This is a genomic window from Paraburkholderia sp. HC6.4b (genome assembly GCF_014200875.1).
GTDB lineage: Bacteria > Pseudomonadota > Gammaproteobacteria > Burkholderiales > Burkholderiaceae > Paraburkholderia > Paraburkholderia tuberum.
The window spans coordinates 91,900-115,200 of record NZ_JACHDC010000029.1; the positions used below are offsets into that span (position 1 = coordinate 91,900).

Annotated in this window: 19 protein-coding genes and 1 pseudogene; 16 read left to right on the forward strand and 4 right to left on the reverse strand. The window is 61.1% G+C overall.

Annotated elements, in window-relative coordinates:
* Nucleotides 1-39 precede the first annotated feature (39 nt).
* The 6 genes from HDG34_RS34820 (at nucleotide 40) to HDG34_RS34845 (ending at nucleotide 8,668) form a co-directional block, all read left to right on the forward strand.
* The gene (locus HDG34_RS34820) at nucleotides 40-2,361 is read left to right on the forward strand and encodes a polysaccharide biosynthesis tyrosine autokinase (RefSeq protein ID WP_184067464.1); all 2,322 of its coding nucleotides are present in this window, start codon (nucleotides 40-42) and stop codon (nucleotides 2,359-2,361) included.
* Between the two features lie 60 nt (nucleotides 2,362-2,421).
* Entirely contained in the window at nucleotides 2,422-3,537 is a 1,116-nt protein-coding gene (locus HDG34_RS34825; protein WP_184067466.1) for a glycosyltransferase family 1 protein, read from the forward strand.
* 18 nt (nucleotides 3,538-3,555) lie between these two features.
* Nucleotides 3,556-5,013, forward strand: coding sequence for a hypothetical protein (locus tag HDG34_RS34830; protein ID WP_184067469.1), 1,458 nt, complete (start codon nucleotides 3,556-3,558; stop codon nucleotides 5,011-5,013).
* Between the two features lie 69 nt (nucleotides 5,014-5,082).
* The gene (locus HDG34_RS34835; protein WP_184067472.1) at nucleotides 5,083-6,093 is read left to right on the forward strand and encodes a glycosyltransferase family 2 protein; all 1,011 of its coding nucleotides are present in this window, start codon (nucleotides 5,083-5,085) and stop codon (nucleotides 6,091-6,093) included.
* 16 nt (nucleotides 6,094-6,109) lie between these two features.
* Nucleotides 6,110-7,426: a lipopolysaccharide biosynthesis protein gene (locus HDG34_RS34840; protein ID WP_184067475.1), complete on the forward strand. Its 1,317-nt coding sequence runs from the start codon at nucleotides 6,110-6,112 to the stop codon at nucleotides 7,424-7,426.
* A gap of 51 nt (nucleotides 7,427-7,477) precedes the next feature.
* Nucleotides 7,478-8,668, forward strand: a complete 1,191-nt coding sequence (locus HDG34_RS34845) for a glycosyltransferase family 4 protein (protein WP_184067478.1) — start codon at nucleotides 7,478-7,480, stop codon at nucleotides 8,666-8,668.
* On the opposite strand, the gene HDG34_RS34850 is transcribed toward HDG34_RS34845, so the two are convergent.
* The gene (locus HDG34_RS34850; protein WP_184067481.1) at nucleotides 8,644-9,951 is read right to left on the reverse strand and encodes an O-antigen ligase; all 1,308 of its coding nucleotides are present in this window, start codon (nucleotides 9,949-9,951) and stop codon (nucleotides 8,644-8,646) included. The two genes, HDG34_RS34845 and HDG34_RS34850, sit on opposite strands and share 25 nt — an antisense overlap.
* Before the next feature lie 634 nt (nucleotides 9,952-10,585).
* Between HDG34_RS34850 and HDG34_RS34855 the strand changes: the two genes are divergently transcribed.
* The 6 genes from HDG34_RS34855 to HDG34_RS34880 all read left to right on the forward strand — a co-directional run bounded on the left by HDG34_RS34855 (nucleotide 10,586) and on the right by HDG34_RS34880 (nucleotide 16,340).
* Nucleotides 10,586-12,106 (forward strand): mannose-1-phosphate guanylyltransferase/mannose-6-phosphate isomerase, encoded by a 1,521-nt coding sequence (locus tag HDG34_RS34855; protein WP_184067483.1) that lies wholly within the window; start codon nucleotides 10,586-10,588, stop codon nucleotides 12,104-12,106.
* Nucleotides 12,107-12,147: 41 nt separating this feature from the next.
* Nucleotides 12,148-13,530: an undecaprenyl-phosphate glucose phosphotransferase gene (locus HDG34_RS34860; RefSeq protein ID WP_184067486.1), complete on the forward strand. Its 1,383-nt coding sequence runs from the start codon at nucleotides 12,148-12,150 to the stop codon at nucleotides 13,528-13,530.
* Nucleotides 13,531-13,631: 101 nt separating this feature from the next.
* Nucleotides 13,632-14,618, forward strand: a complete 987-nt coding sequence (locus HDG34_RS34865; protein WP_260321435.1) for a sugar-transfer associated ATP-grasp domain-containing protein — start codon at nucleotides 13,632-13,634, stop codon at nucleotides 14,616-14,618.
* 36 nt (nucleotides 14,619-14,654) lie between these two features.
* Entirely contained in the window at nucleotides 14,655-14,990 is a 336-nt protein-coding gene (locus tag HDG34_RS34870) for a hypothetical protein (RefSeq protein ID WP_184067492.1), read from the forward strand.
* Between the two features lie 329 nt (nucleotides 14,991-15,319).
* The gene (locus tag HDG34_RS34875; RefSeq protein WP_184067495.1) at nucleotides 15,320-15,721 is read left to right on the forward strand and encodes a hypothetical protein; all 402 of its coding nucleotides are present in this window, start codon (nucleotides 15,320-15,322) and stop codon (nucleotides 15,719-15,721) included.
* Nucleotides 15,722-15,929: 208 nt separating this feature from the next.
* Nucleotides 15,930-16,340, forward strand: a complete 411-nt coding sequence (locus HDG34_RS34880; protein ID WP_184067498.1) for a hypothetical protein — start codon at nucleotides 15,930-15,932, stop codon at nucleotides 16,338-16,340.
* A 20-nt stretch (nucleotides 16,341-16,360) separates the two neighbouring features.
* Here the strand turns inward: HDG34_RS34880 and HDG34_RS34885 are convergent.
* Both HDG34_RS34885 and HDG34_RS34890 read right to left on the reverse strand, forming a co-directional pair.
* Nucleotides 16,361-16,531, reverse strand: a pseudogene (locus HDG34_RS34885) (LysR family transcriptional regulator); the annotation flags it as partial.
* A gap of 80 nt (nucleotides 16,532-16,611) precedes the next feature.
* Nucleotides 16,612-16,938 (reverse strand): hypothetical protein, encoded by a 327-nt coding sequence (locus HDG34_RS34890; RefSeq protein WP_184067501.1) that lies wholly within the window; start codon nucleotides 16,936-16,938, stop codon nucleotides 16,612-16,614.
* A gap of 307 nt (nucleotides 16,939-17,245) precedes the next feature.
* Between HDG34_RS34890 and HDG34_RS34895 the strand changes: the two genes are divergently transcribed.
* Nucleotides 17,246-18,583 (forward strand): MFS transporter, encoded by a 1,338-nt coding sequence (locus tag HDG34_RS34895; protein ID WP_184067504.1) that lies wholly within the window; start codon nucleotides 17,246-17,248, stop codon nucleotides 18,581-18,583.
* On the opposite strand, the gene HDG34_RS34900 is transcribed toward HDG34_RS34895, so the two are convergent.
* The gene (locus HDG34_RS34900; RefSeq protein ID WP_184067507.1) at nucleotides 18,558-19,493 is read right to left on the reverse strand and encodes a LysR family transcriptional regulator; all 936 of its coding nucleotides are present in this window, start codon (nucleotides 19,491-19,493) and stop codon (nucleotides 18,558-18,560) included. The two genes, HDG34_RS34895 and HDG34_RS34900, sit on opposite strands and share 26 nt — an antisense overlap.
* A gap of 137 nt (nucleotides 19,494-19,630) precedes the next feature.
* Between HDG34_RS34900 and HDG34_RS34905 the strand changes: the two genes are divergently transcribed.
* Genes HDG34_RS34905 through HDG34_RS34915 form a run of 3 tightly spaced genes read left to right on the forward strand, consistent with a single transcriptional unit; the run spans nucleotide 19,631 to nucleotide 23,203 of the window.
* Nucleotides 19,631-20,971 (forward strand): MFS transporter, encoded by a 1,341-nt coding sequence (locus HDG34_RS34905; protein ID WP_184067510.1) that lies wholly within the window; start codon nucleotides 19,631-19,633, stop codon nucleotides 20,969-20,971.
* 31 nt (nucleotides 20,972-21,002) lie between these two features.
* Nucleotides 21,003-22,178 (forward strand): L-rhamnonate dehydratase, encoded by a 1,176-nt coding sequence (locus HDG34_RS34910; RefSeq protein WP_090809205.1) that lies wholly within the window; start codon nucleotides 21,003-21,005, stop codon nucleotides 22,176-22,178.
* A gap of 23 nt (nucleotides 22,179-22,201) precedes the next feature.
* Nucleotides 22,202-23,203 carry a 4-hydroxythreonine-4-phosphate dehydrogenase PdxA gene (locus tag HDG34_RS34915; protein ID WP_184067514.1) on the forward strand — a complete coding sequence of 334 codons (1,002 nt, stop codon included), beginning with the start codon at nucleotides 22,202-22,204 and terminating at the stop codon, nucleotides 23,201-23,203.
* The last annotated feature ends 98 nt before the right edge of the window (nucleotides 23,204-23,301 follow it).

A 23,301-nucleotide genomic window follows, 5' to 3' on the forward strand; every position in this document is an offset into this window, starting at 1 on the left:
CCGATCGTTTTGTTTCATCAACCTGCAAGGATCAGACCGGTGGATTACTATCCGCAAAACTCGCTCTATCCCGCTGTTGATACCGAGCGTAGACAACTCAGTGCCCGCGCGATGCTCACGCTAATGCGCGACCACATCTGGGAGATCGTGGTGACGACGGTCGTCGTCCTCACGTTCGCGGTCGCGTATCTTCTGATTGCCACGCCTATCTATTCCGCTGACGTAATCATTCGCGTGGACCCACCCGAGCCAAATGCCCTCGGACTCGCGTTGCAGAACCAGGAACTGTTGCCGCCACCGACGCCGTCGTCGGTAACCGAAATGGCGGTCATGGAAAGCCGTGCAGTTTTGCAGCCGGTGATGGACCAGTTCCGTTTCGACATTTCGGTGAAGCCGCACAAGCTTCCGGTTCTCGGCGACATCGCCGAAAAATTCGCTACACCGGGACAGCCCGCGGCGCCGTGGCTCGGGCTGAAATCGTTTGCATGGGGCGGCGAGCGTGTGCAGATCGCCGCGCTCGACGTGCCGCGCGAACTCGAGGAAGAGAAGCTGACCTTGACCGCGCTCGACAATGGCGCCTTCGAATTGCACGGCCCGTCCGGCGAGTTGCTGGCGAGTGGCACGGTCGGCATGCCGCTCAAGCAGAACGGCGTGTCGATGCTCGTGAAGGAACTCGCTGCGCGGCCGGGCACGAAGTTCGAGGTGATCCGCTGGAATGAGCTCGATGCCATCAAGCGCTTCACCAGTCTCGTCAAGATTGGCGACAAGGTGAAAGACTCTGGGCTGATGCAAATCCAGTACCGCGACAAGAGTCCGGACAAAGCCGCGGCCGTCGCCAATGCATTGGGAGAGCAATACCTCGCATCCGCGGTGGCGAGCCGGCAAGCGAACGACACGCAGACGCTCGCGTTTATTGACGGCGAACTCCCGCGTCTACTCGGCGAATTGCGAAAAGCCGAGGAAGCGCTGAAGAACTTCCGGTCGCGCTCGCAATCGATGCAGCCGACCAACGAGGCGCAAGCCTATTTGCAGGGCGGCCTCGATCTCGACAAGCAGATCGCGGCGCTGCAATTGCAGCGCACGCAAATGCTCGAGCGCTATACGGGACAGAGCCGCTGGGTGCAGAACGTCGACGAGCAACTGGCGCAATTAAAAGAAGCGAAAGCGAAATTCTCCGACCATTTCAACGGCATGCCCGCGTCGGAACGCGCGAGCGTCGATCTGATCCGCGCTCAGAAGGTCGCGGAAACGGTGTATCTCGGCATGGTGCAGAAGGCCGAGCAATTGCAGGTGCGCCGCGCCAGCACGACGGGCGGCGCGCATATTCTCGATCGCGCGATCAGACCGCATATGCCGGTCATGCCACAGCCGATTCTCGTGCTCGGCGGCGGATTGGTGCTCGGTATCGTGTCCGGCGTCGCGTTGGTCTTCATGCGCCGCCACGTGATGATCGGCGTGACCGACCCGCGCTATGTCGAGCGCCAGATGAGCGTGCCGGTGTTTGGCGAGATTCTGTTCAGCCATCAGCAACTGCTGCTCGACCGCGATGCGACCGCAGGGCGCAAATCGCTGCCGGCCGCAGCCGGGCGCGCCCATCCGCCGATGCAGAAGAGTCTGCACGAGATTCAGTTCGATTCCGGCGTCCAGAACAGGATTCTCGCCGCGCGCTTTCCGCACGACACGTCGGTCGAAGCGCTGCGCAGCGTACGGACCGCCGTCACGCGCGATCTCGCGCATGCACGCAACAACATCGTGATGATCATCGGGCCCACGCCGTCGGCCGGCAAGAGCTTCGTCGCCGCGAATCTGGCGATCCTGCACGCTGAAATCGGCTCACGGGTGGTGCTGATCGATGCCGACATGCGACGCGGTCATCTCGCCTCGCTATTCAACGAGAGCAATCGTGGAGGCCTTTCCGAAGTACTGTCCGAACGCCTGCCGCTCCGCAATGCGCTGCGCTCGACCCGCATCGAAGGATTGACGTTCCTGTCATGCGGCGTGCGCCCGGAGAACCCCGCCGCGCTGCTGATGAGGCCGCACCTGAAGGATGTGCTCGAGCGGCTGTCGAGCCAGTTCGATCTGGTGATCATCGATACGCCGCCTTTCCTCGCGGTCACCGACGCCTCGATCGTCGCGAACGAGGCGGGCGCATCTCTGCTCGTGCTGCGCTCGGGCATGCAAAGCGAGGAGGAGATCGCCGACACGCTCAGAAAGGTGGAACGCGCGGAAGGGCGCATCGCGGGCGCGGTGTTCAACGGCATTCCGCTGCGTCGAAGCACGAAGAACTATGGCTACGAAACGAACTATGCCAGCGATTTCGGCGAAAACGACGTTGGACAGCAAGCGCCGCGGGGCGCCTGAGCGTGTGGAGACCCCAACCGCGGTAAAGCGCGTTCGCGATGGCGTAAAACGGAGAACCAGATGGCCTTTGCAATCAACGGAAAGTTTACTTCTCAGTCCATCACGGGGGTTCAACGCGTTGCGTATGAGCTGACGCGGGCCATGCAGATGCGCGCCGCGCCCGGTGACGAACCGGAAGTGTTCGTGCCGCAAAACGCGGTCGAGCCGGGGGCGCTGCTCAAACCGCAACGGCGCTTTCCGTGGCTGCGCGGCACGCTGTGGGAGCAGATCACGCTGCCAGTCGCCGCACGCGGCATCACGCTGCTGAGTCTGTGCAATACGAACCCGCTGTTCAAGCACAGTCAGGTCGTGATGGTTCACGACATGGCCGTCTTTGACGTGCCGCAAGGCTTTTCGAGGAAATTCCGGCTCTGGTATCGCATCTGTTTCGCGCTCTTGCCGCGCACGCATCCGATCGTTCTGACGGTCTCGACGTTTTCGAAAATGCGGATCTGCCATCACCTGAAAATCGACGAATCGCGTGTGAAAGTGGTAGCGCCCGGCGCGGATCATTTCGACCGGATCGTTGCCGACCCATCGGTGCTGCAACGGCTCGAATTGAACAAGGACGCCTATTGCGTGATCGTCGGCAGTCTCGATCCGCGCAAGAATCTGCGCGGCGTGCTCGATGCGATCGTGCGGCTCGGGCATCTGCGCGACGTCAAATTCGTCATCGTGGGAAAACAGTATCCGCGCATCTTCAGCGGTGCAGGCGTCGAGCATCCTGTGCATTCGCGGCAGGTCGTGTGGGCAGGTTTCGTGTCGGACGCGGAGCTGAAGGCACTGTACGAGAGCGCTGGCTGCCTCGTGTTTCCGTCGTTATACGAAGGTTTCGGCCTGCCGCCTCTGGAAGCGATGTATTGCGGCTGTCCGGTGATCGCGTCGGCGCGCACGTCGATACCCGAAGCATGCGGCGATGCCGCAATGTACTGCGACGCGACCTCCGCGGACGACATCGCCGCAAAGATCGCGCAGATGATGAGCGACGCCGATCTTCGCCAACGTTATCGCAGCGCGGGGCTGCTGCATGCGCGCGAGTTTCGCTGGGAGCGCGCGGCGCAAACGGTGCTCGAAATCCTCGATGTCAAGACTGGCGAGCGGCTGCCCGAACTGACGCCGCGCGCGTCCGCGAGCTAGCGATGGGTGGGCACGAACATGGATCGCATGAAGACCCGTGCTGGCAGAAGACGTGCATTGCGCACACTCGCCGCGTTGGCGGCGGGTGCGGCCGCGCCGTTGTCGAGTCTGCGGCCCGCTCTCGCATTGGTACCGGACCCAGCGCCCGCGAACGCGCGCGCCCGCATGATGACCGATCTGATCGGCACGAACGGCTGGGCCGGATCGGAAGCCGACATCGAGATGTGGCGAGCGATGGGCATTAGCTGGGGCCGTGACACGGTCGGCCCTGGTCAACCTGATCGGCCCGGTGAGGCGATGCGCATCGACAAAACGAGCTCGGCGTTCGATGTCGATCTGCCGTCGGCACTGTTGCGAAACGAACGCAATGGAATCGGTTCGCTGTTGGTGCTCGGCTATACGCCGAGATGGAATGCGACTGTGCCGGGCGACAGCAATTCGGCACCCGTCGACGTGGATGTGTGGAAGCAGTATGTCGACGCGGTGGTGCGCAAGTATTCGGCGCCGCCTTATAACCTGCGCTATTTCCAGATCTGGAACGAGGCGGCCGGCAAATTGTCCGGCGGCTTGCCTCAGTCCGTGTTCTGGCACGGCCCGGAGTTCAGCAAGGACGAAAAACGCTCGAAACCGTACGAACGCGCGATGCAGGATTACGTCGAGCGGATTCATATTCCGGCGGCCCGCATCATTCGCAGTTATCGCGCATATGTGGTGTATGGCGGCTGGCCGGACCAGGGCGGCCTCGATAACTTCCACCGCTGGCTCGAATATCGCAGTCCGGTCTTGAAAGAGCGCATGCTCGATTGGGTCGACTACATCGACACGCACTACTTGCCGGTTGCCGATATGGAATCGCTGTACCAGCAATATGTGAAGAACGGTCCCGCGCGCGGCATCTGGCAAACGGAGATCGGCAACGAGTACATGAAAGACCCGCACTATTTGCCGCGTTATTTCTTCGACTTCGCGGTGTGGGCGCTCGGCAGGAATTGGGACGACCCGAACAAGTACCTGTCGATGATCTATCACTGGGACGGCTATGAACCTTTTCGTCTCACGCATCCCGGTCCGCCTGAACGAACCTACAACGTTTCCGGTCGAAGCTTGGTCGTGTTGCATCAAACAGCGGGCGGGCATCTGGCGAGTTTTTCGAAGCCGCTGCAATGCGGTCCGGGTGTTGCTGCAAATGCCTTGCTTTCCGGCAACGACCTCGTGATGCAGGTGAGCAGCAGCGCGGGCTGGCAGAACATTTCCATCGGCGGGCTGCAGCCGCTGCGCTCGCACGCGGTGCAGGTCGATTTCATCGATGCGCTGAGCGGCGAGGCGAGCGCAGCGGACAAGGTTGCATCGAGTTGGGACAACGATTTGATGAACGTGCGATTCAAGGTACCCGACCGGGTGAACGGCGCTGGTAATAATCCGCCCAAACATCTGGCTTATCTCGTGGTGCGTCGTGTGACGCAGGCAGTGGCATAGCGATATTTCGCGAGCATGACGACCGCCGGGAGCCGGCGGATCGAACCTGACAAATAGCGTTGACACATCATGAAGCAGGTCACCATTGCGATTTGCAACTACAACTACGAGCACTATCTGGCCGCGGCGATCGACTCGGCGCTCGCGCAGGATTATCCGGCGACCACCGTCATGGTCGTCGACGATGGCTCGACCGACGGTTCGCGCGCGATCATCGAAAGCTATGGCGATCGCGTACTGACGTTGTGCAAGAAAAACGGCGGGCAAGTATCCGCCTACAACTACGCAATCGCGTCGCTCACCACCGAGTATGTGATCCTTCTCGATTCCGATGACGTGCTGTACCCATCCGCGGTTACCGAAGTCATGCGCTTTTTCGAGGGCGGCGAGTGGGCCAAGGTGCAATTCCGGCTCGACGTGATGGACAACGAAGGCGCATTGACGGGCGCCTATGTGCCGAATAGCGAGCCGCCACACGACTGCGGCAGGCTGCTGCGCGGCGGGTGGCTCTATCCGTCCCCGCCCGCGTCTGGCAATGCTTACCGGGTGAGCGCGCTCAAGCAGATCTTCCCGGTTCCCGAAGAGGGCGTGAATCGCTATGGCGCGGACTTTTATGCGATCTATGGCGTCGCGCTGGCTGGACCGATCGCTACCGTGTCGAAGTCGCTAGGCGGCTACCGGGTGCATAACGCGGGCAGTGAAACGGTGTCGTTCGCGAACTCGGAACAACTGACGAAAGCACCGCGCGCGTTCAACATGCGCTGGGCCATTCTGCGCAATATCGCCAAAGATCGGCTCGACATAGAACTACCGGCAACATTTCTCGACTTCTCGCACGAGAAAGCGACATTCTGCTCTTCCGTTTATCGCGCGACCCTGTTCCGGCGTTGGCATTGGATGATCCTCCATTCGCGCAACTATCTGCACACGATCATTGCAAATCCGTTCTGGAGCCTGAAGAAGAAGCTCGGCACGCTCGTACTGTCGAGCCTGTGTCTCGTGCCTTATTCGCCGCTGTCGGATTTCGCGGTGCGTTATATCGCGAACCCGCTCGCGCGCCGTCGCGTCGCAGGACGCTGAGGCGAAGGAGGACGGCATGGATAGACGAACGAGCGCCAACCTGATCGTATTTGTTTACGCCGGTTATTTCATGAGGTACGTGTACCTCCTGATCGTCGTGCCGTTCTATGGCCGGGTGCTCGGCGTGGCCGAATACGGCCGGGTACTCGCGTCGATGTCGCTGATGAACGTGATATGGATGCTCGTCGGCTTCGGCTTTACCTTCGTCGGCATGCGCGAGGTGGCGAAAGCGCAGTCGACCCAGGAATGCAATGCGATCTATTCGCTGCATGTCAGCGCGCGGCTGACACTCGCCGTGATCGGCGCGGGCATCGGCATCATTGCGACGTTCTGTTCACCGTTACTGTCGGAGCGGCCGCTGATCGGCCTGCTCGCGACCTTGCTAGGTATCGTGTCGGCATGCAATCTCGGCTGGCTGTTTCAGGGGCGGCAACACATTCGAACGCCGATCATGATCGAAGTGTTCGGCTTCGCGCTGAGTCTCGTGCTGGTGCTGACTCTCGTCAAAGGACCGAACGATGCCGTATGGGTGTTGGCGAGTTTGCTGATTGCGGGTATCGCGTCCTTGATCATTGCCTACGGTTTGACGACGTGGCAACTCGGTTGGCCGCGTCTGGCGTTTGCCGGCGTCCTGCCGCTCGTGCGCCGGTCGACGATGCTGTTCTGCTATTCGTCCGGCTCCGTCGTCCTGACGGCATCGTCGACGTATTTGCTGACCTTGTTCTCGACGCCCGCGGAGGTCGGCTATTTCGGCGCCGCCGAGCGTTTCGCGACGATCGGACTCAGCCTGATGGCCCCGGCGGCGCAAGTCTTTATTCCGACGATAACCCGGCAACTCGCGCAGGGCGACAAGGCTGGCGCGCATGTCACGACGCGGCGCGGCGCCATCTTGCTGCTCGGCTATGGCGTGCTCGTGCTGTGCGGCGCGTTGACGCTGTCGCCTTTCGTGTTGCCGCTGATTCTCGGCGCCGCGTTCGAGCCGAGCGTGCACGTGTTGCAGGTGTTTGCATGGATGTTCCCGTTCGCGGCTTTCAACGAGTTCGTCGCGCTCTATGTATTCGTGCCGCGCAGGAAAGACCGGGTGCTCGCGATTGCCGGCGTCGCCTCGGCGCTGGTCAATCTCGCAGCGGCGCTCGTTCTCGCGCCGCGTTTTGGCGCGATTGGCATGGCCTCTGCTCGGGTGATCGGCGAAGCGGCGCTGTCGGTGACGCTGCTCAGCGTGTTGATTCGCCTCGAACTGGTCGGGCTGTTGCCCGGCGCCGAGCGCGCGCTCGAGCGGGTGCGGGTGGTGTGCGGGCTTAGTACGCAGGCGGGCGGCGCAAAGGACGATTGAAGTGGCGCGTGGGTGTGTGGGAGTTTGGATGGATTGTCACAGGAGGTCGAAGTGAAAGTCGCTATTGTTCACGATTGGCTGGTAGTGTCCGGCGGCGCCGAGAAAGTATTGAAGAACATCATCGAGTGCTTCCCGGATGCGGATGTCTTTTCGATTGTCGATTTTCTCGAAGACCGCGATTGCGTGAAGGGGAAGTCCGTCAACACGTCATTCATCCAGAAGATGCCGTTTGCGCGAAGACGATACCGCGCCTATCTACCGTTGATGCCGATTGCGATCGAGCAGGTGGATCTGTCAGGCTACGATCTCGTCATTTCGAGCTCGCACGCGGTCGCGAAAGGCGTGTTGACCGGGCCGAACCAGATGCATATCAGCTACATTCATTCGCCGATCCGCTATGCGTGGGATCTGCAACATCAGTACCTGCGTGAATCCCATCTCGACACAGGGCTGCGCTCCGCGTTGGCGCGCGTGCTGCTTCATTACATTCGAGGCTGGGATTCGCGCTCCGCGAACGGCGTCGATCATCTCGTCGCGAATTCTCAGTTCATTGCGCGGCGTATCAGAAAGGCCTATCAGCGCGAATCGACCGTGATCTATCCGCCGGTCGATCTGGTGAACATGCCTATTGGTACGGAGAAAGAGGATTTCTACGTGACGGCGTCGCGGATGGTGCCTTATAAGCGTATCGATCTGATCGTTCAGGCCTTTTCGCAAACGCCTGAACGCAAGCTGGTCGTGATCGGCGACGGTCCCGAGATGAAGAAGATCAAAGCGGTGGCCGGCGACAACGTCCAGATTCTCGGGCATCAGCCGTCCGATGTGCTGGTCGATCATTTGCGGCGCGCGCGCGCGTTCGTGTTCGCGGCGGAAGAAGACTTCGGCATTTCGGTGGTCGAAGCGCAGGCATGCGGCACGCCGGTGATCGCCTTCGGCCGCGGTGGCGCGCTTGAATCGGTGGTGGGATTGCCGCTCGAGCGACCCACCGGGGTTTTCTTCGGTGAGCAAAGCACCGCGTCGTTGCTCGAAGCCGTTACCCGGTTCGAGAGCAACGCAGGCCTATTCGACGCACGCGTGTGCCGCAAGAATGCCGAGCGGTTTTCGTCGGAGAACTTCAAGAAGGCCCTGATGGGCTTCGTCGACGCGCGGCTCCCGTATGCGTGCGTCGAACAGTTTCTTCCCTATGCGCCGAGTCAGTCGCTGCCGGCCGAAGAACGTCATCTTGCCGACGTTACGCCCTGAGTCGGGCGCTGGGGCACGGGCTGCGCAGCTCGCGTGCCCACGATGCCCGCCTTGCGCGCTCCGCGCGGGCCGGGCCTGAATGCGGTGGCCGCCAGCGGACGCGCGGCTAGCAGCAGCGAGATCACCAGAGAAAGAATCAATACATTCGACGGCGAAACGAGCCGATGCTCGGTTGCCGACATCACCAGCAGGCAAACCGACGAAATCTCCACGAAGCGGAACGCCGCGAACTGGCGGCCGCCCTCGACCAACGCGGCATACGCCGCCCCCTGCCTGCTCCACTCGATCAGTCTCCAGAAGAACGCGAGGATCAGCGTCAAGCCCACTACGCCGAGCTCGGCGAGGATATTCAGATACGAGTTGTGAGCGTGCGAGTCGCTGTGCTCGATCACTATGTCGGACGGCACCGCGAACAGATGGAAGTACGAGGTGAGGCTGCCGATGTGGTCGTCGAAGGAGCCGAAGCCGAGACCGACGAGCGGGCTTTGCACGAAATACGCGAGCGCTCGCGGCCACAACCACTCGTAGCGAATGTCGAGGTTGTTGACCTTGGCGTCATTGGCGTGAATCGCGAACGTATAGCCCATGTAGTCGACGTTCGGCTGGGTATGGTAGATCGCGACGGCGACCGAGGCTAGCAGCAGCACGGCTATCAGCGTGCCGAGCATCCAGCGCTTGCGGCCAAAGTACAGATAGGGCAGAACGGCCGCCGCGCCAAGCAGCGAGCCACGGCTGTAGGTCGAAAACAGCATCAGCACATTGCAGGCGAGCAGCGCGATCAGCAGCTTGCTGCGTTTTTGCAGGTAGCACGCTATGCCGAGACAGAACAGCATCGCCAGGAAGCCGCCGGCTGCGTTGCGCGCAATGAAGTAGCTGCCGAAACTGTCGGCCGGATTAACGAAGATGCTGAACAGCCCGTTCGTGGCGATGTAGTAGACGTACATCGGCAGATTGATGATGACCGCGAAAATGAACAGCGCACGCAGTACCTTGTGCAGATCCCAGCGGTGCGCATATACGAAACCGGCAAAAATGGGCGCATAGGAAATGAAAAAATTGCCGTCGCGCCGATAAAAGTCGAAGTCGAGGAACGACTGCGGATCATAGAGCAGCGTCGAGACGGTCGCGAGCACCGTGAAAGCGGTAAGCGGCGCGATGAACGCGGGATAACTGCGGCCGTAAAAGCGCCATGCCAGCAATAGCAACGGGACAAAGCCGATCGCACTGATGGGCACGAAATTCGTGACCGTCAGGAAAAGTGCGACTAGCGAAATATAGGCCATTGCAACTCCAGAAAAACGAATGGCGCGCCGGTTGGGGTTGTGCCCATGCGCTGGATGATGGCGAGATTGGAACAGCGGAAAACTCACAGTGTGGGCCGCGCGGGGATCACACCGCTGTTTATCTTTGACATGAATGCCACGGGACGTTCATTAAACGGTAGCACGTGTCGCTGCTTATTTCCAATCGTGCGCCCTGCAATAGAAGTGCAAGCTCGTTCGCAAGCTTGTTAAATCCAGTCCGCGAGCACCGCCAAAACTTCCGCGCTTCGCGCCAGATGGGCTGCGTCGCAATCTGGTCTAACTATGATGAATTCATCGGGGCACGATGTCGACTAGATCCGATGCAGGTCGTTTGCCGCATTCGATCTTTCGTTTCAATCGTTTTCCGGTCGTCGTTGTCGAGCAGACCATTGCGATTCGGCCAGTCGTTTCCGTACTTCCCGATCGAGCCGGATTCGCCGTAGGCGCATGCATCTTTCACTGCGAACCGAACTACTGGTCTGGTCCGTTTGACGCGCACGCCCTGTCATGAATCACATCAGACGGTATTTGCGTGGATCGCGGCACACCGCGTTATGCGGTGTCCTCGAGGGAAACGCGTTCCCGAGCCGGTTTCAATGCGAAGGAGTGAGCGATGGGCAAGGTTACCGCGGCAGCAGCCGCAGCGGATGTCGAAACGATACGACAGGATTCTGCCGAGGCGGAGTTGCCGACGCTCGTGCAGGTGATTCTCGCCGGTGGTTCCGGCACCCGGTTGTGGCCGGTGTCGCGCGAACAGTTTCCAAAACAACTGATCGACGTGATCGGCAATCAGACTTTGCTGCAAGCAACCATGGGGCGCATGGCGGGTTTTGATGGCGCATGGAACGTCGCGGCCGATCCCGTGATCGTCTGCGGAACCGAGCATTATTTCGCCACTTACGAGCAGGCGCGCGAGATCGGCGTGACCGCGCGGATCGTGGTCGAACCCGCGCGTCGCGATACGGCGCCGGCATTGACGCTTGCCGCGTTGACGGCATGCGCGGAAGACGAAGACGCCATTCTGGTCGCAATGCCCGCCGACCATGCGATCGCGAATCTCGAAGCGCTTCACCACGCGCTGGACATCGCCGCGAGGCATGCGCGCGACGGCGCGATCGTCACGCTAGGCGTACCGCCCGAACGGCCCGACACGGGCTTCGGTTATATCCGGCTCGGCGACGCGTTGCCAGACGGCGCGCGCCGCATCGAGCGCTTCGTCGAGAAGCCCGCGACGGAACTCGCGGCCCAGTACGTCGCGTCGGGCAATTACTGGTGGAATAGCGGCATCTTCGTCGTGCGAGCGTCGGTTTGGCTCTCCGTCATCGAGCAGTTTCAGCCGGACATGCACGCGGCCTGCGTTCAGGCATACCGCGACGCGAAGAAGACTGAAGAATGCATCATGCCGGACGCCGAGGAGTTCCTGGGTTCGCCGTCCGACTCGATCGACTATGCGGTGATGGAACAGCTTGGCAAACCGGAGTCGGCGTTTTCCGGCGTGGTGGTGCCGCTCGAAGCAGGCTGGTCCGATCTCGGCTCGTGGGATGCCGTATGGCAAGCGATGGAGAAGGACGACTGCGGTAACGCGGCCAGCGGCCGCGTGCTGTTTGAAGGGGCCACCGCGACCTACGCACGCTCGCAAGGAGGCAGGCTTCTCGCCTGCGTCGGCACCAACAACATGATCGTGATCGAGACCGACGACGCGGTGCTCGTCGCGGATCGCTCGCATGTGCAGGACATCAAGGGACTCGTGTCGCGGATCAGGGCCGAGAAGTCGCCGGAGGCCGATGCGCACAGAAAAGTGCGTCGCCCCTGGGGCTTTTACGACTCGATCGATCATGGCGAGCGCTTTCAGGTGAAGCGCATCGTCGTGATGCCCGGCGGCCGTCTGTCGTTGCAGATGCATCATCATCGCGCCGAGCATTGGGTCGTGGTGTGTGGAACCGCACACGTCACGCGCGGGCAAGAGCAGTTTCTTCTTGGCGAAAACGAATCGACCTATATCCCGTTGGGTGTTCGCCATCGGCTCGAAAATCCGGGCCGCGTGCCGCTGCAGATCATCGAGGTGCAGTCGGGTACTTATCTCGGCGAAGACGACATCGTTCGTTTCGACGACAAGTACGGGCGTTGTGGCTGATGCGACGGAGTCGACCTGCTACGTCCTATGAGGGGGCTGTGATGCGATTGCTGACTGGTCTACTGGCGAGAGCGTTCGACGTCGCGATGATCGTGGCTGGGGCATTTGCGGCCTCCCAGATCCGCTTCGACGGCGGCTCGCAACGGAGCTTTTATTTCGCCTTCGTCGCTTTTGCCGCGGCGTTCGCTCTCGCGGTCTTTCCGGCGCTCGGCGTCTACCAATCGTGGCGTGGCCGCTCGAAAAGAGTGCTGGCGAGCCAGGTGGCGCTCGGCTGGCTCGTCGTGCAGGCCTGCGCGATGGTGCTGATGTTCTCGCTGCACCGGATCGATTTCGTGTCGCGACTCTGGTTCGTGTACTGGACCGGCATTTCGGGCGCGGCAATGATGGCCGGCCGGCTGGTCACGCATGCGTTGCTTGGGCGCATGCGTCATGCGGGGATGAACTTGCAGCAGGTCGCGGTGGCGGCGTGCGGCGAACATTGCGACGAGATCATCCATAAGATTGAGACGTCGCCCGCGGCCGGCTTTCGCGCGAATGCGCTGTATAACCTGCACCCCGGCTGCTGCATTCCGCCGCGCTCGTCGGTGCAGGTCTTCGAAGAACAGGGTGCGTTCGCTCGCTACGTGCGCGAACAGCAGATCGGCGAAGTGTGGCTGGCGCTGCCGCTCACCGAGGAGCGCGCGATTCTCAAGCTGGTGGCGGAGTTTCGCAACGACCTGATCAATGTGCGCTTCATGCCCGACGTGCGCTCGCTTGCGCTGTTCGAAGGCAGCATGACCGAGTTGCTCGGCTTGCCGACGATCAATCTTGCCGCGTCGCCGCTGCCGCCGAAGGCGTTGGTGCAAAAAGACCTGTTCGATCGTCTGTTCGCGCTCGTCGCGTTGATCGCGATCTCGCCGATACTGCTGGGCTGCGCGATCGCCGTCAAACTGAGTTCGCGCGGGCCGGTGTTCTTCACGCAGTGTCGCAAAGGCGCCGACGGCCGCGTATTTACGATCTACAAGTTCCGCACGATGCGCCTGCACGAGCAGAAGCCGGGCATTCTCGAACAGGCCACGCGCGACGATCCACGCATCACGACCGTCGGCGCGTTCCTGCGCCGCACGAGTCTCGACGAACTACCGCAGTTCTTCAACGTGTTGCGCGGCGATATGTCGGTGGTGGGGCCGCGCCCGCATGCGCTGGAACACGACGATCTCTATCAGAACATCGTATCGGGCTATATCCACCGTTATCGGATCAAACCCGGCATTACCGGGTGGGCGCAGATCAACGGCTATCGCGGCGAAACCGATCGTCTGGAAAAGATGGAGGGCCGCGTCGCACACGATCTGTACTACCTGCGCAACTGGTCGTTCTGGCTCGACATGAAGATCATTCTGGCCACGATTTTCAAGGGGCTTCATCATCCAAACGCGTACTGAGCATGATGCTATCCGGAGTTGAAAACATAGTAAGACGATCTGCGAAGCGGGTCTCGCTTTACCGCTTTCACCACGATCACGAATTGCAGGCGAGAAAAATATTGGAGCGACTCGAAAGCAGGTATGGCAAGACCGATCCGAACAAACTGCGGCTCGCGGACACCTATGCGCGAGACGTGTTCGGCGACCCGGTCTACGCACCCTGGCTGCGCGTTTATACCGCGTTTTGCGGCACCTTCAAGGAAGGCTGGATTCCGGACAACTACTACGGCATCGTCGTCGTGCCGCAAATGCAAGGCTGGTACGGCAAGATTTCGAGCCTCAAGCCGATTTCACGGCTGATCTTCGACGGCGACGAATTGCCGGACGTCGCGTACTTTGCCAATGGGCTGTTCTTTACCGAGAAAGGCGTCGTGGTGCCCGAGCGCGATCTGACAGACGTCGTGTTCGAGCATACCGAACGCGTCGTATTCAAGCTCGACGGTTCCGGACAGGGCAACGGTGTCTACTTCTTCGACCGTGCCAACTTCGACCCCGCGGTCATCAGGTCGCTCGGCAATGGCGTGATTCAGACGTTCATCAACCAGCACAGTCTGTTCGCTACGTTTGCTGCGAAGCCGGTGGCGACATTGCGCTTCACGACTGTGGTGGACGAGGCCGGTCGCATTTCCATTCGGGCTTGCTACTTGCGACTCGGCAGAGCGGACGATACGCATGTGCTGAGCGATCGCGAGATATGCGTGCCGGTCGAACTCGAAACGGGCGAACTGTGCGACGAGGGGTATATGAGCGACTGGGCCGCGGTGGACGCGCATCCAGACTCGGGCGCGCGCTTTGCGGGCCTGAAGATCCCATGTTTCGAGAAATGCGTGGCCACCGTGCTACGCCTGCACAGGAAGATTCCGTTTGCGCGCTGCATCGGCTGGGATCTCGCGGTCGACGCGAACGGCCAGGTCAAGGTGATGGAGTGGAACGGCAAGCACAACGACGTCAAATTCAGCGAGGCGACGCAAGGCCCGTGCTTCGCTGATCTGAACTGGGAACGGCTGAGGGCCGAACCTGAGTTTGCACGGCTGTCACTGGGCTGATCGGGCAGGCCAAAAAAACGTGGTAGGAGACGCGACGTGAGCGAACAGTTATGGTGCGTCCATATCGAAGGACTGAACGACTTCATTGCCGTGGATTCGGAGGAATCGGCGCGGTACGAGGCGTCGCAGATCAATGCGTATATCGATCGCGCCGACAGAAGCTCGCGCGCCGCCCGCTTGCGCGCGGTGGTGGTCGAATGGCCGTTTGGCGCCGACGCTCACGCAAGAGCGCTCGATGACGACTGGCACGATCTGCAACGTATGCCACACAGACAGCAGGCCGTCGCGCGGTCCGGCGGCCCGTTGTCGAATCTCGCGCGACGCGTTAGAGAACTGCTGAGCGTCGCGCGCGCGGGGAAGGACGATGCGTGAAGCGCGGCTATGGCAAACCGCGTTATGCGGGCAGTGGCACGTCCTCGATCAGATCAGCCGAGAGGCTTCCCAACCGACGACTGACACCGGCGGGCGCGGCAGCGGTTCTCGCTGGCACTGACCGGCGTCGATCACTGACGGAGAAGGCGGCTCAATGCCGTCTTTTCTTGTTGAGCGGCGATACCGGAAAGATGGACCCGAAAATCAGATACCCGCAACGATTGTGAGTATCTGTAAAAACGGTTTTATCTCAGATTAAAGTCATTGACTGTGATTCGTTTTAGATGGTTAATTCGTCGGGTGTGTTCTGGAAAACCAGCAGAGGTCAAATGGAGCAACAGAAACAGGAAGACGCTGGGGGCAAGGAAGAATGCCAGCTTTGCCGCGTGACATATTCAATATATTCAAACTTCCCGCCAATGCCGTCCGCCATGGCTCTGAACGTCGAAACCGGCGAATGGTTTCGGCTGGATAGGCTTCGGTCGTATTCAAACGGTTACGATATGGCCGAAGCCCTCGGTTACGCATGGGCGTGCGATTGCCGCGGACGCAAGGCAGCGCCAGAGCCAGCGTCGAAGCGTTTCACTCACGACGAGCAATACGCGCTCAAAGATCGCGACGGCAAACCGCTCGCTAATGTGCGTTACCGGATCATTCTTGACGGTGAGCGGGTGAAAACGGGAACTACGAATGCGCAAGGGGCAAACCGAGCGTATCGCGACCATTTTTGAATCGAGCTTGAGGTTTTATATTGCGGAGGCAATCAGGGATGAATGATTTTGATGATCGGAATAAATACGGGTTCAAGACCGACGAAAATGAAGAATGGTTCGAGGTACACACTGGTGCTCTTCATGAACGAGTGCCTTTCGTGGGGAGGAACGAATCCCGAACAGGCAATCGATAACGCTGACAGCATCGCCGGATACGTTATCTACAATGCGTAAACTTTACGTCATCATTTCGGCTCTGATATCGGGACATGTTTTTGCATGTATGCCTGGCGAGAATTTCGATATCTACTTTCCACCAAATAGTGCCGTTATCTCCGTTGATGAGGTTTTAAGGCTTGCTAACTGGGTAGTCGATCAAAAAATTACATATGCGAATCACAAAACCAAGGAAACAACGCTAGTAAGTGGGCATGCTGAGGAACGCGAACAGAACGCAACCCAATTGGCCCAAGCTCGCCTGATAGCGGGTAAAGCGGTGCTGGATCAATTTGGCTTCTTGCGTGGAACGGTAAAGACCAGTTCGCGCGTCTATTCGAAGAACGATGTCGAAAACGGCCGGCGTGTTGAAATATCGTTTGAGCCCGATTGTCCTAACAAGTGTTGTACGGGTCAATAGCGCTTACATCCAATGTGCGTTAAGTTGTGATTGAGTCGATCCGCCGCGTGCGGTCGACGCCGCCGCGTGCCGAGCAGTTCGTCGAGCGAGCGGATCTGCTGGCTCAGCGCGGTATGCAGCCGCTTCGCGGCGCGGCTGAAGTTGAGTACCTCCGCGAGAATGACGAAGCACTGTAGAGCCCCGAGGTTCATGCTGGGCAAGAGCGAGCACAACCAGTGCGGGGTGCGAGGCAACAGAGGCGGAACCCGCCGTGGTGGTGGCGGGTCCGGGATCATTGTTTCGGCGGGAGCGGCGCGAAATGATCCCCGTCACGATGATTGGTGACGACGTAGCCATCTCGCTTGCGTATCTTCAGGAAGAACAGCACCGGTGCGGTAGTCGGATCGCCACCGCATTCGGGGGTGTGTTTCTCATGAACCCCGACGATGAAATAGCGCTTCTCATCGGATACGTCGAACATCAGGCATTGGGTGCGGTTGGAGGATAGATGGTGGCTCTGGGTAACTTTCGCTGCCCGGTCCGCTGCCTGATCCGCTGTGGCGGTCGTCTGCCCCGATGCCATTGCGTGCACGCTGGCGAGAAGCGGAGCGAAGGTCACCAATCGTGTCCTCAAGGTTTTGTCTGTTCTACCGGACGTCATATTGATCGAGATGGCGTGAGCGAATGATGCTGATCAGTTTTGCGCCGTACTGCGGGTCGGTCGCATGGAGCCCCAATCTATACCTGACAGTCAACGCTCGGCTATGGGCGAAGGATGAAAGCGATAACCCCCAGTGATCGCTGTATCCAAACAATTCATTGGTCAACTATCACCCGGCTTCTGATAATGTGCGCACAAAACAAGCCATAGCGGACGCCAACGTCGGAGCATCGGCGCCGGCTCACGCGACAATCCGGAGGAGACGATGCTGCGACCCAAGGTCAGCCGGGCGGTTCTCGCACTCATGTGCGCGATGTCGTTCATCTTGTATCTCGATCGCGTCAACCTGTCGGCGGCGGCCGGGCTGATCCGCGACGATCTGCATCTGAGCAATACCAACGTCGGCCTCGTGTTCGCCGCGTTCGCATACACGTACGCGCTGTGCCAGGTGATCGGCGGCTGGGTCAGCGACCGCTTCGGCGCGAAGCTCACGCTCGTGACCTGCGCAAGCATCTGGATCGTCGCGACGGTCGCGACCGGTCTCGCGGGCGGGCTCGCGTCGCTGTTCGGCGCGCGGCTTTTGCTCGGCATCGGTGAAGGCGCGGCGCTGCCCGCGCAGGCGCGGGCGCTGACCAACTGGTTCCCCTCGAACCGGCGCGGCTTCGTGCAAGGCCTCACGCATTCGTTCTCGCGGCTCGGCAATGCGATCACACCGCCGCTGATCGCGCTGCTGGTCGCGTATTCGTCGTGGCGTGTGTCGTTTCTCGCGGTCGGCGCGCTGACGTTCGTGTGGGTCGTCGTCTACGCATGGTATTTCACCGACGACCCGCGCAAGCATCGCCATATGACCGCGGAGCAGGAAATGCAATTGCCACCGGTCCGTCAATCCGCGGTCGAAGCGACGCGCGAGCCCACGCCGTGGCGGCGTCTGCTCAAACGCATCGCACCAACGATGCTCGTCTACTTCTGCTACGGCTGGACCGGCTGGCTGTTCTTCACCTGGCTGCCCACGTTCTTCATGCACGGTCGCGGCCTCGATCTGAAAAGCTCGGCGATGTTCTCCGCGGGCGTGTTTCTATCCGGCGTGGTCGGCAATACCGCGGGCGGCGTGCTCAGCGACCGCGTGTTGAAGCGTACGCGCAACGTCGTCGCGGCGCGCCGCAACGTGATCATCTGCGCGTTTCTCGGCGCTTTGGTGTTCCTCGCGCCGGTGATGGTCGTGAAGTCGCTGCCGGTCATGGCAGCGTGCATGAGCCTGTCGTTCTTCTTCCTCGAAATGACGATCGGGCCGATCTGGGCCGTGCCGATGGACATCTGCCCGCGGCACGTCGGTGTCGCGAGCGGGCTCGTGAATGCGGGCTCGGCGGTTGCGGGGATTTTCACGCCGATCGTGTTCGGCCTGATCGTGGACCGCACGGGTAGCTGGACGCTGCCGTTCGCGGGCTCGCTCGGACTGCTCGCGCTCGGCATCGTCGCGACCTTCTTCATGCGGCCGGATATTCCGCTCGACGCGGCTCGCGCTCACCCGGATCTCGCGGACATCAATGCGGGCGGCGAATTGCGCTTCGCAGAAAACCTCACGCCGCGCGAATCGAATCGATGACCAGTTGCATCGCCGGCGTGATGCGCCGGTTTCTGCGCAGAATCAGCCCATACGGTGCGAGCCGGCCGCGTAGCGGCGTCGCGATCGCGGCGATCGCATCGAGCGCGACGTAGTACTGCGCGACCGAACTCGGCAGCACGGCGAGCATGTCCGAGTCGCGCAGCAACGACAGCGTGGTCAGAATCGACGACGTCTCGACCGTGCTGACCGGCGGCGCAACGCGCGACTCGCGAAACGTTTGATCGATGACCTGGCGCATCGGGCTCGGATGCGGCTGGATGATCCACGGATAACGCGCGAGGTCCGCGAGCTTCGGCCGCGTGCCCGTTTGCTTGCCTGTTTTCACGGCCGGATGATCGGGCCGCACGACGATCGACAGCGCCTCTTCCGCCAACGTCTCGAAGCTCAGATCGAGCGCCGGAAAACCATCGGGAATCCGGCCAATCATAATATCGAGCTGATCCTGTTGCAGCGACTGCACGAGCACGTCGCTGGTGTCGATCGTGACCGCCATCTGCAGGCGCGGGTGCGCTTCCTTCAGCTTGACGATCGTGTGCGTCAGCAATTCGGGCGACGGCGCCATCACCGCGCCGATGCGCACCTTGCCGATGTCGCCGGCCTCGATGCCGGCCAACTCCTCGCGCAGCTCGTCGAGATCCTGGAACACGACGCGCGCATAGCGCATCACGGCCTCGCCGAAGATCGTCGGCTCCATGCCGCGCGCATGGCGCACGAACAGCGATACGCCGAGCGTGTCCTCCAGTTCCTGCAAGGCCTTGGTCGCGGCGGGCTGGGTCATCGCGAGATCGTCGGCGGCACGCCGCAGCGATTCCGTTTCCGACAGCGCGACCATCAGTTGCAGATGACGCAGGCGCAAGCGTTTGCGAATGGTGGAGGCGGGCGGGATCATGAGCGATAACTTTAGCGAATCGGCCGATTCGAATTATTCAGTGGTCAGTTATCGGATAGTTTCGCACACTAGCGGTTATCGCAGGACGGCCAATCGCAACGCCGTTCGCGTTGACAAGACAAAACCGGAGACGACGCATGACGATGACCGCGAGCCCCGCGCTCGACAGCGCGATTACCAAAGCGCGCACGAGGCTGCTGCCTTTTCTGATCCTGATGTACGTACTCGCGTTCATCGACCGCGCGAACGTCGGCTTCGCGAAGAACGTGCTGCAGGCCGACACGGGCTTGAGCGACGCGGCGTTCGCGTTCGGCGCCGGCATTTTCTTCGTCGGCTATGCGGTGTTCGAAGTACCGAGCAACCTGCTGATGTACCGCTTCGGCGCGCGCATCTGGATGAGCCGCATCATGGTCACGTGGGGCATCGTGTCCGCGTGCAACGCCTTCGTCGACAGCGCCACGAGCTTCTATGTGCTGCGCACGCTGCTCGGCATCGCCGAAGCCGGTTTCTTTCCCGGCATCATCCTGTTCCTGTCGAACTGGTTTCCCGCCAAAACGCGCTCGCAGACGATGGGCATGTTCTATTTCGGCTTCCCGCTCGCGCTCCTGCTCGGCAGCCCGATCTCGGGTCTGCTGCTCGATGCGGGCAATCCGTTCGGCATGCATCCGTGGCAATGGCTGTTCGTCATCGAGGGGCTGGCGGCGTCGGTGGTGGGTGTCGTCGCTTACTTCTATCTGACCGACCGGCCCGTGCAGGCGCACTGGCTCGATGCCGAAGAGCGTGACGCGCTCGATCACGCGTTGCGCCAGGAAGACCGCCAGAAGCTCGCGCATGGTCCGGCTTCGGTGCTCGCGGCGCTGCGCGATTCGCGCGTACTGTTCTGCGGCCTGATCTACTTCGCGGTGCAGATGAGCGTGTATGGCGTCGTGTTCTATCTGCCAACCCGCATCGCCGGGCTCGCAAGCGGCGGCCATGTCGGCGTCGAGGTCGGAATGCTGACAGCGATTCCGTGGATCGCCGCGATCATCGGCACGTTCTGGGTGACGCGCTACGCCGACCGCCACGGTCATCACCGTGTCTGGGCCGCGGCGATGCTCGCGCTCGCGGCGTTCGGCATTGCCGCGTCGGCGATGACGTCGTCGGTCACGCTTGCGATTGCCGCCTTCTGTTTCGCCGCCATCGGTTTCGTCTGCGTGCAGCCATTGTTCTGGACGTTGCCCACCGGTTACCTGGGCGGCGCCGCGGCCGCGGGCGGCATCGCGTTGATCAATTCGATCGGCAATCTGGGCGGCTTCGTCGCGCCGAATCTGAAGGGGCTGGCCGAGCGCGCGACCGGCTCTTCGCAGGCGGGTATGTTCTCGCTCGCGGTGGTCGGACTGATCGGCGCATTGCTGCTGCTGACGTTCCGCTTCGCCCCTGCCGCCTCCCATTCCGTCTCTCATCGCAGCGGCCCGCTCGGCGAACGCCCGGGCCACTGACTCTCTGATTCTCTGAAGGAAATCGTCGAACATGAAAATCAAGCATATCCGAACGCGTGTTTTCGAGTGGAAAGGCAAAGTCGTGCCGCCGCAAGCGCATTTCTGCACGAACGCGGTCGATATTCTGTACGAGCGTGGCGATGCGATGGGGTCGTTCCGCTTTCACGGCTGGCTCGTCGTCGAAGTCGAATGCGACGACGGCACCGTGGGCATCGGCAATTGCGCGCTCGCGCCGCGCATCGCGAAGCAGATCATCGACGAATACCTCGCGCCGATCGCGATCGGCGAAGACCCGTTCGACAACGAATACATCTGGCAGAAGATGTATCGCCGCACGCTCGCGTGGGGCCGCAAAGGCATCGGCATGGCGGCGATCTCCGCGATCGATATCGCGCTGTGGGACATCATGGGCAAGGCCGTGAAAAAGCCGGTGTTCAAGCTGCTCGGCGGGCGCACGAAAGAAAAGATCTGGTGCTATGCATCGAAGCTTTACAACAACGATGATCGCGACGCTTTCCTCGGCGAAGCGGAAAGCTATCTGGACAGCGGCTTCACCGCGATGAAGATGCGCTTCGGCTACGGTCCGAAAGACGGCCCGAAAGGCATGGCGAAGAACATCGAACAGGTGCGTCTGTTGCGTGAACTGGTCGGCGACGAAGTCGACATCATGCTCGAATGCTATATGGGCTGGACGCTCGAATACGCGCGCAGAATGCTGCCGCGCCTCGCCGAATTCAATCCACGCTGGATCGAGGAGCCGGTGATCGGCGACGACGTCGAAGGCTATCAGGAGTTGAAGAAGATGAACCTGATGCCGGTGTCGGGTGGCGAGCATGAGTTCACGAGCTATGGCTTCAAGGATCTGCTCGAACGCCGCGCGATCGACGTGATCCAGTACGACACGAATCGCGTGGGCGGGATCACGGCGGCGCGCAAGATCAACGCGATGGCCGAAGCGTGGTCGGTGCCGGTGATTCCGCATGCGGGACAGATGCACAACTATCATCTGACGATGTCGAGCACCGCGAGCCCGATGTCGGAGTTCTTCCCGGTGTTCGATGTCGAAGTTGGCAACGAATTGTTCTACTACATCTTCGAAGGCGAGCCGCAGCCGGAAAATGGCTATCTGCAACTGTCGGACGACGTGCCGGGTCTTGGCATCAAGTTGAGCGACAAGTATCTTGCCGACTTCAACATCGTCGAATGAGTGGACCGATCCGAGGAAAGCACATGAAGCCACGCATCGCAGTCCTTCTTGGCGACCCCGCCGGTATCGGTCCCGAGCTGATCGCGCGTCTGTTCGCGCAGCGGGCGAACCGCGCGCGCGCGGAGCTGCTGATCATCGGCGAGCGGCGCGAGCTCGAAACCGGCATGAAGATCGCGCAGCAGCGCTTCGATTACGACGTGGTCGAAGATGCGCATGCCGCGTTTCAACGCGACGGCGTGCCGTCGCTGATCGATTTCCGTCTGCCCGGCGATCAAGCTTTCGAGCGTGCGGTGGCGACCGAACACGGCGGCCGCTATAGTCTCGCCGCGTTCAGGCACGCGCTCGCGCTGACGCAAAGCAACGTCACCCAAGGCATGCTGTTCGCGCCGGTCAACAAGACCTCGCTGCATCTGGCCGGCATGGAAACCGGCGACGAGATGGAGTGGTTCGCGAAGCAGCTCGGCTACACGGGCAGCTTCTGCGAGTTCAACGTGCTCGACGAGCTATGGACTTCGCGCGTGACCTCGCATATGGCGTTGAAGGACGTCAGCGCGAAGCTGTCGGAGGAGCGCATCGTCGGCGCGGTGCGGCTGATTCACGAAGGCCTGAAGCGAGCCGGCCATCCGCAACCGCGTATCGCGGTATGTGGTTTCAATCCGCACAACGGCGACAACGGCGCGTTCGGCCGCGAGGAGATCGACGTGATCGCGCCGGCCGTCGAGGCCGCGCGCAAGCTCGGCTACGACGTGCAGGGACCGTTTCCCGCCGACACGATCTTCGTGCGCGCGCGCGACCAGAAGGCCTTCGACGGCGTCGTCACGATGTACCACGATCAAGGCCAGATCGCGATGAAGCTGATGGGTTTCTGGCGCGGCGTGACCGTGCACGGCGGCTTGCCGGTTCCGATCGCGACGCCCGCGCACGGCACCGCGTTCGACATCCACGGCCAGGGCAAGGCCGACGTCGGCGCGACGCAGAAGGCGTTCGACATCGTCACGCGGATGGCGACCGAGCGCGTGAACTAGGGCCTGTTCACGCTAATAACGGGCTTGCGCTGGCCGCCAGAAGGGCCGAGCGCAAGGATTGCGACGCAACGAATACTCGACGTATTCGCAAGGAGCAT

What these genes read in the sequence shown, in the direction of transcription:
- HDG34_RS34830 (WP_184067469.1), top strand. Translation starts at nt 3,556, where the DNA reads ATGGATCGCATGAAGACCCGTGCTGGCAGAAGACGTGCATTGCGCACA.
- HDG34_RS34900 (WP_184067507.1), bottom strand. Translation starts at nt 19,493, where the DNA reads ATGATCCCGCCCGCCTCCACCATTCGCAAACGCTTGCGCCTGCGTCAT.
- HDG34_RS34860 (WP_184067486.1), top strand. Translation starts at nt 12,148, where the DNA reads ATGCGATTGCTGACTGGTCTACTGGCGAGAGCGTTCGACGTCGCGATG.
- HDG34_RS34825 (WP_184067466.1), top strand. Translation starts at nt 2,422, where the DNA reads ATGGCCTTTGCAATCAACGGAAAGTTTACTTCTCAGTCCATCACGGGG.
- HDG34_RS34875 (WP_184067495.1), top strand. Translation starts at nt 15,320, where the DNA reads ATGGAGCAACAGAAACAGGAAGACGCTGGGGGCAAGGAAGAATGCCAG.
- HDG34_RS34855 (WP_184067483.1), top strand. Translation starts at nt 10,586, where the DNA reads ATGGGCAAGGTTACCGCGGCAGCAGCCGCAGCGGATGTCGAAACGATA.
- HDG34_RS34905 (WP_184067510.1), top strand. Translation starts at nt 19,631, where the DNA reads ATGACGATGACCGCGAGCCCCGCGCTCGACAGCGCGATTACCAAAGCG.
- HDG34_RS34880 (WP_184067498.1), top strand. Translation starts at nt 15,930, where the DNA reads ATGCGTAAACTTTACGTCATCATTTCGGCTCTGATATCGGGACATGTT.
- HDG34_RS34895 (WP_184067504.1), top strand. Translation starts at nt 17,246, where the DNA reads ATGCTGCGACCCAAGGTCAGCCGGGCGGTTCTCGCACTCATGTGCGCG.
- HDG34_RS34915 (WP_184067514.1), top strand. Translation starts at nt 22,202, where the DNA reads ATGAAGCCACGCATCGCAGTCCTTCTTGGCGACCCCGCCGGTATCGGT.
- HDG34_RS34910 (WP_090809205.1), top strand. Translation starts at nt 21,003, where the DNA reads ATGAAAATCAAGCATATCCGAACGCGTGTTTTCGAGTGGAAAGGCAAA.
- HDG34_RS34835 (WP_184067472.1), top strand. Translation starts at nt 5,083, where the DNA reads ATGAAGCAGGTCACCATTGCGATTTGCAACTACAACTACGAGCACTAT.
- HDG34_RS34840 (WP_184067475.1), top strand. Translation starts at nt 6,110, where the DNA reads ATGGATAGACGAACGAGCGCCAACCTGATCGTATTTGTTTACGCCGGT.
- HDG34_RS34850 (WP_184067481.1), bottom strand. Translation starts at nt 9,951, where the DNA reads ATGGCCTATATTTCGCTAGTCGCACTTTTCCTGACGGTCACGAATTTC.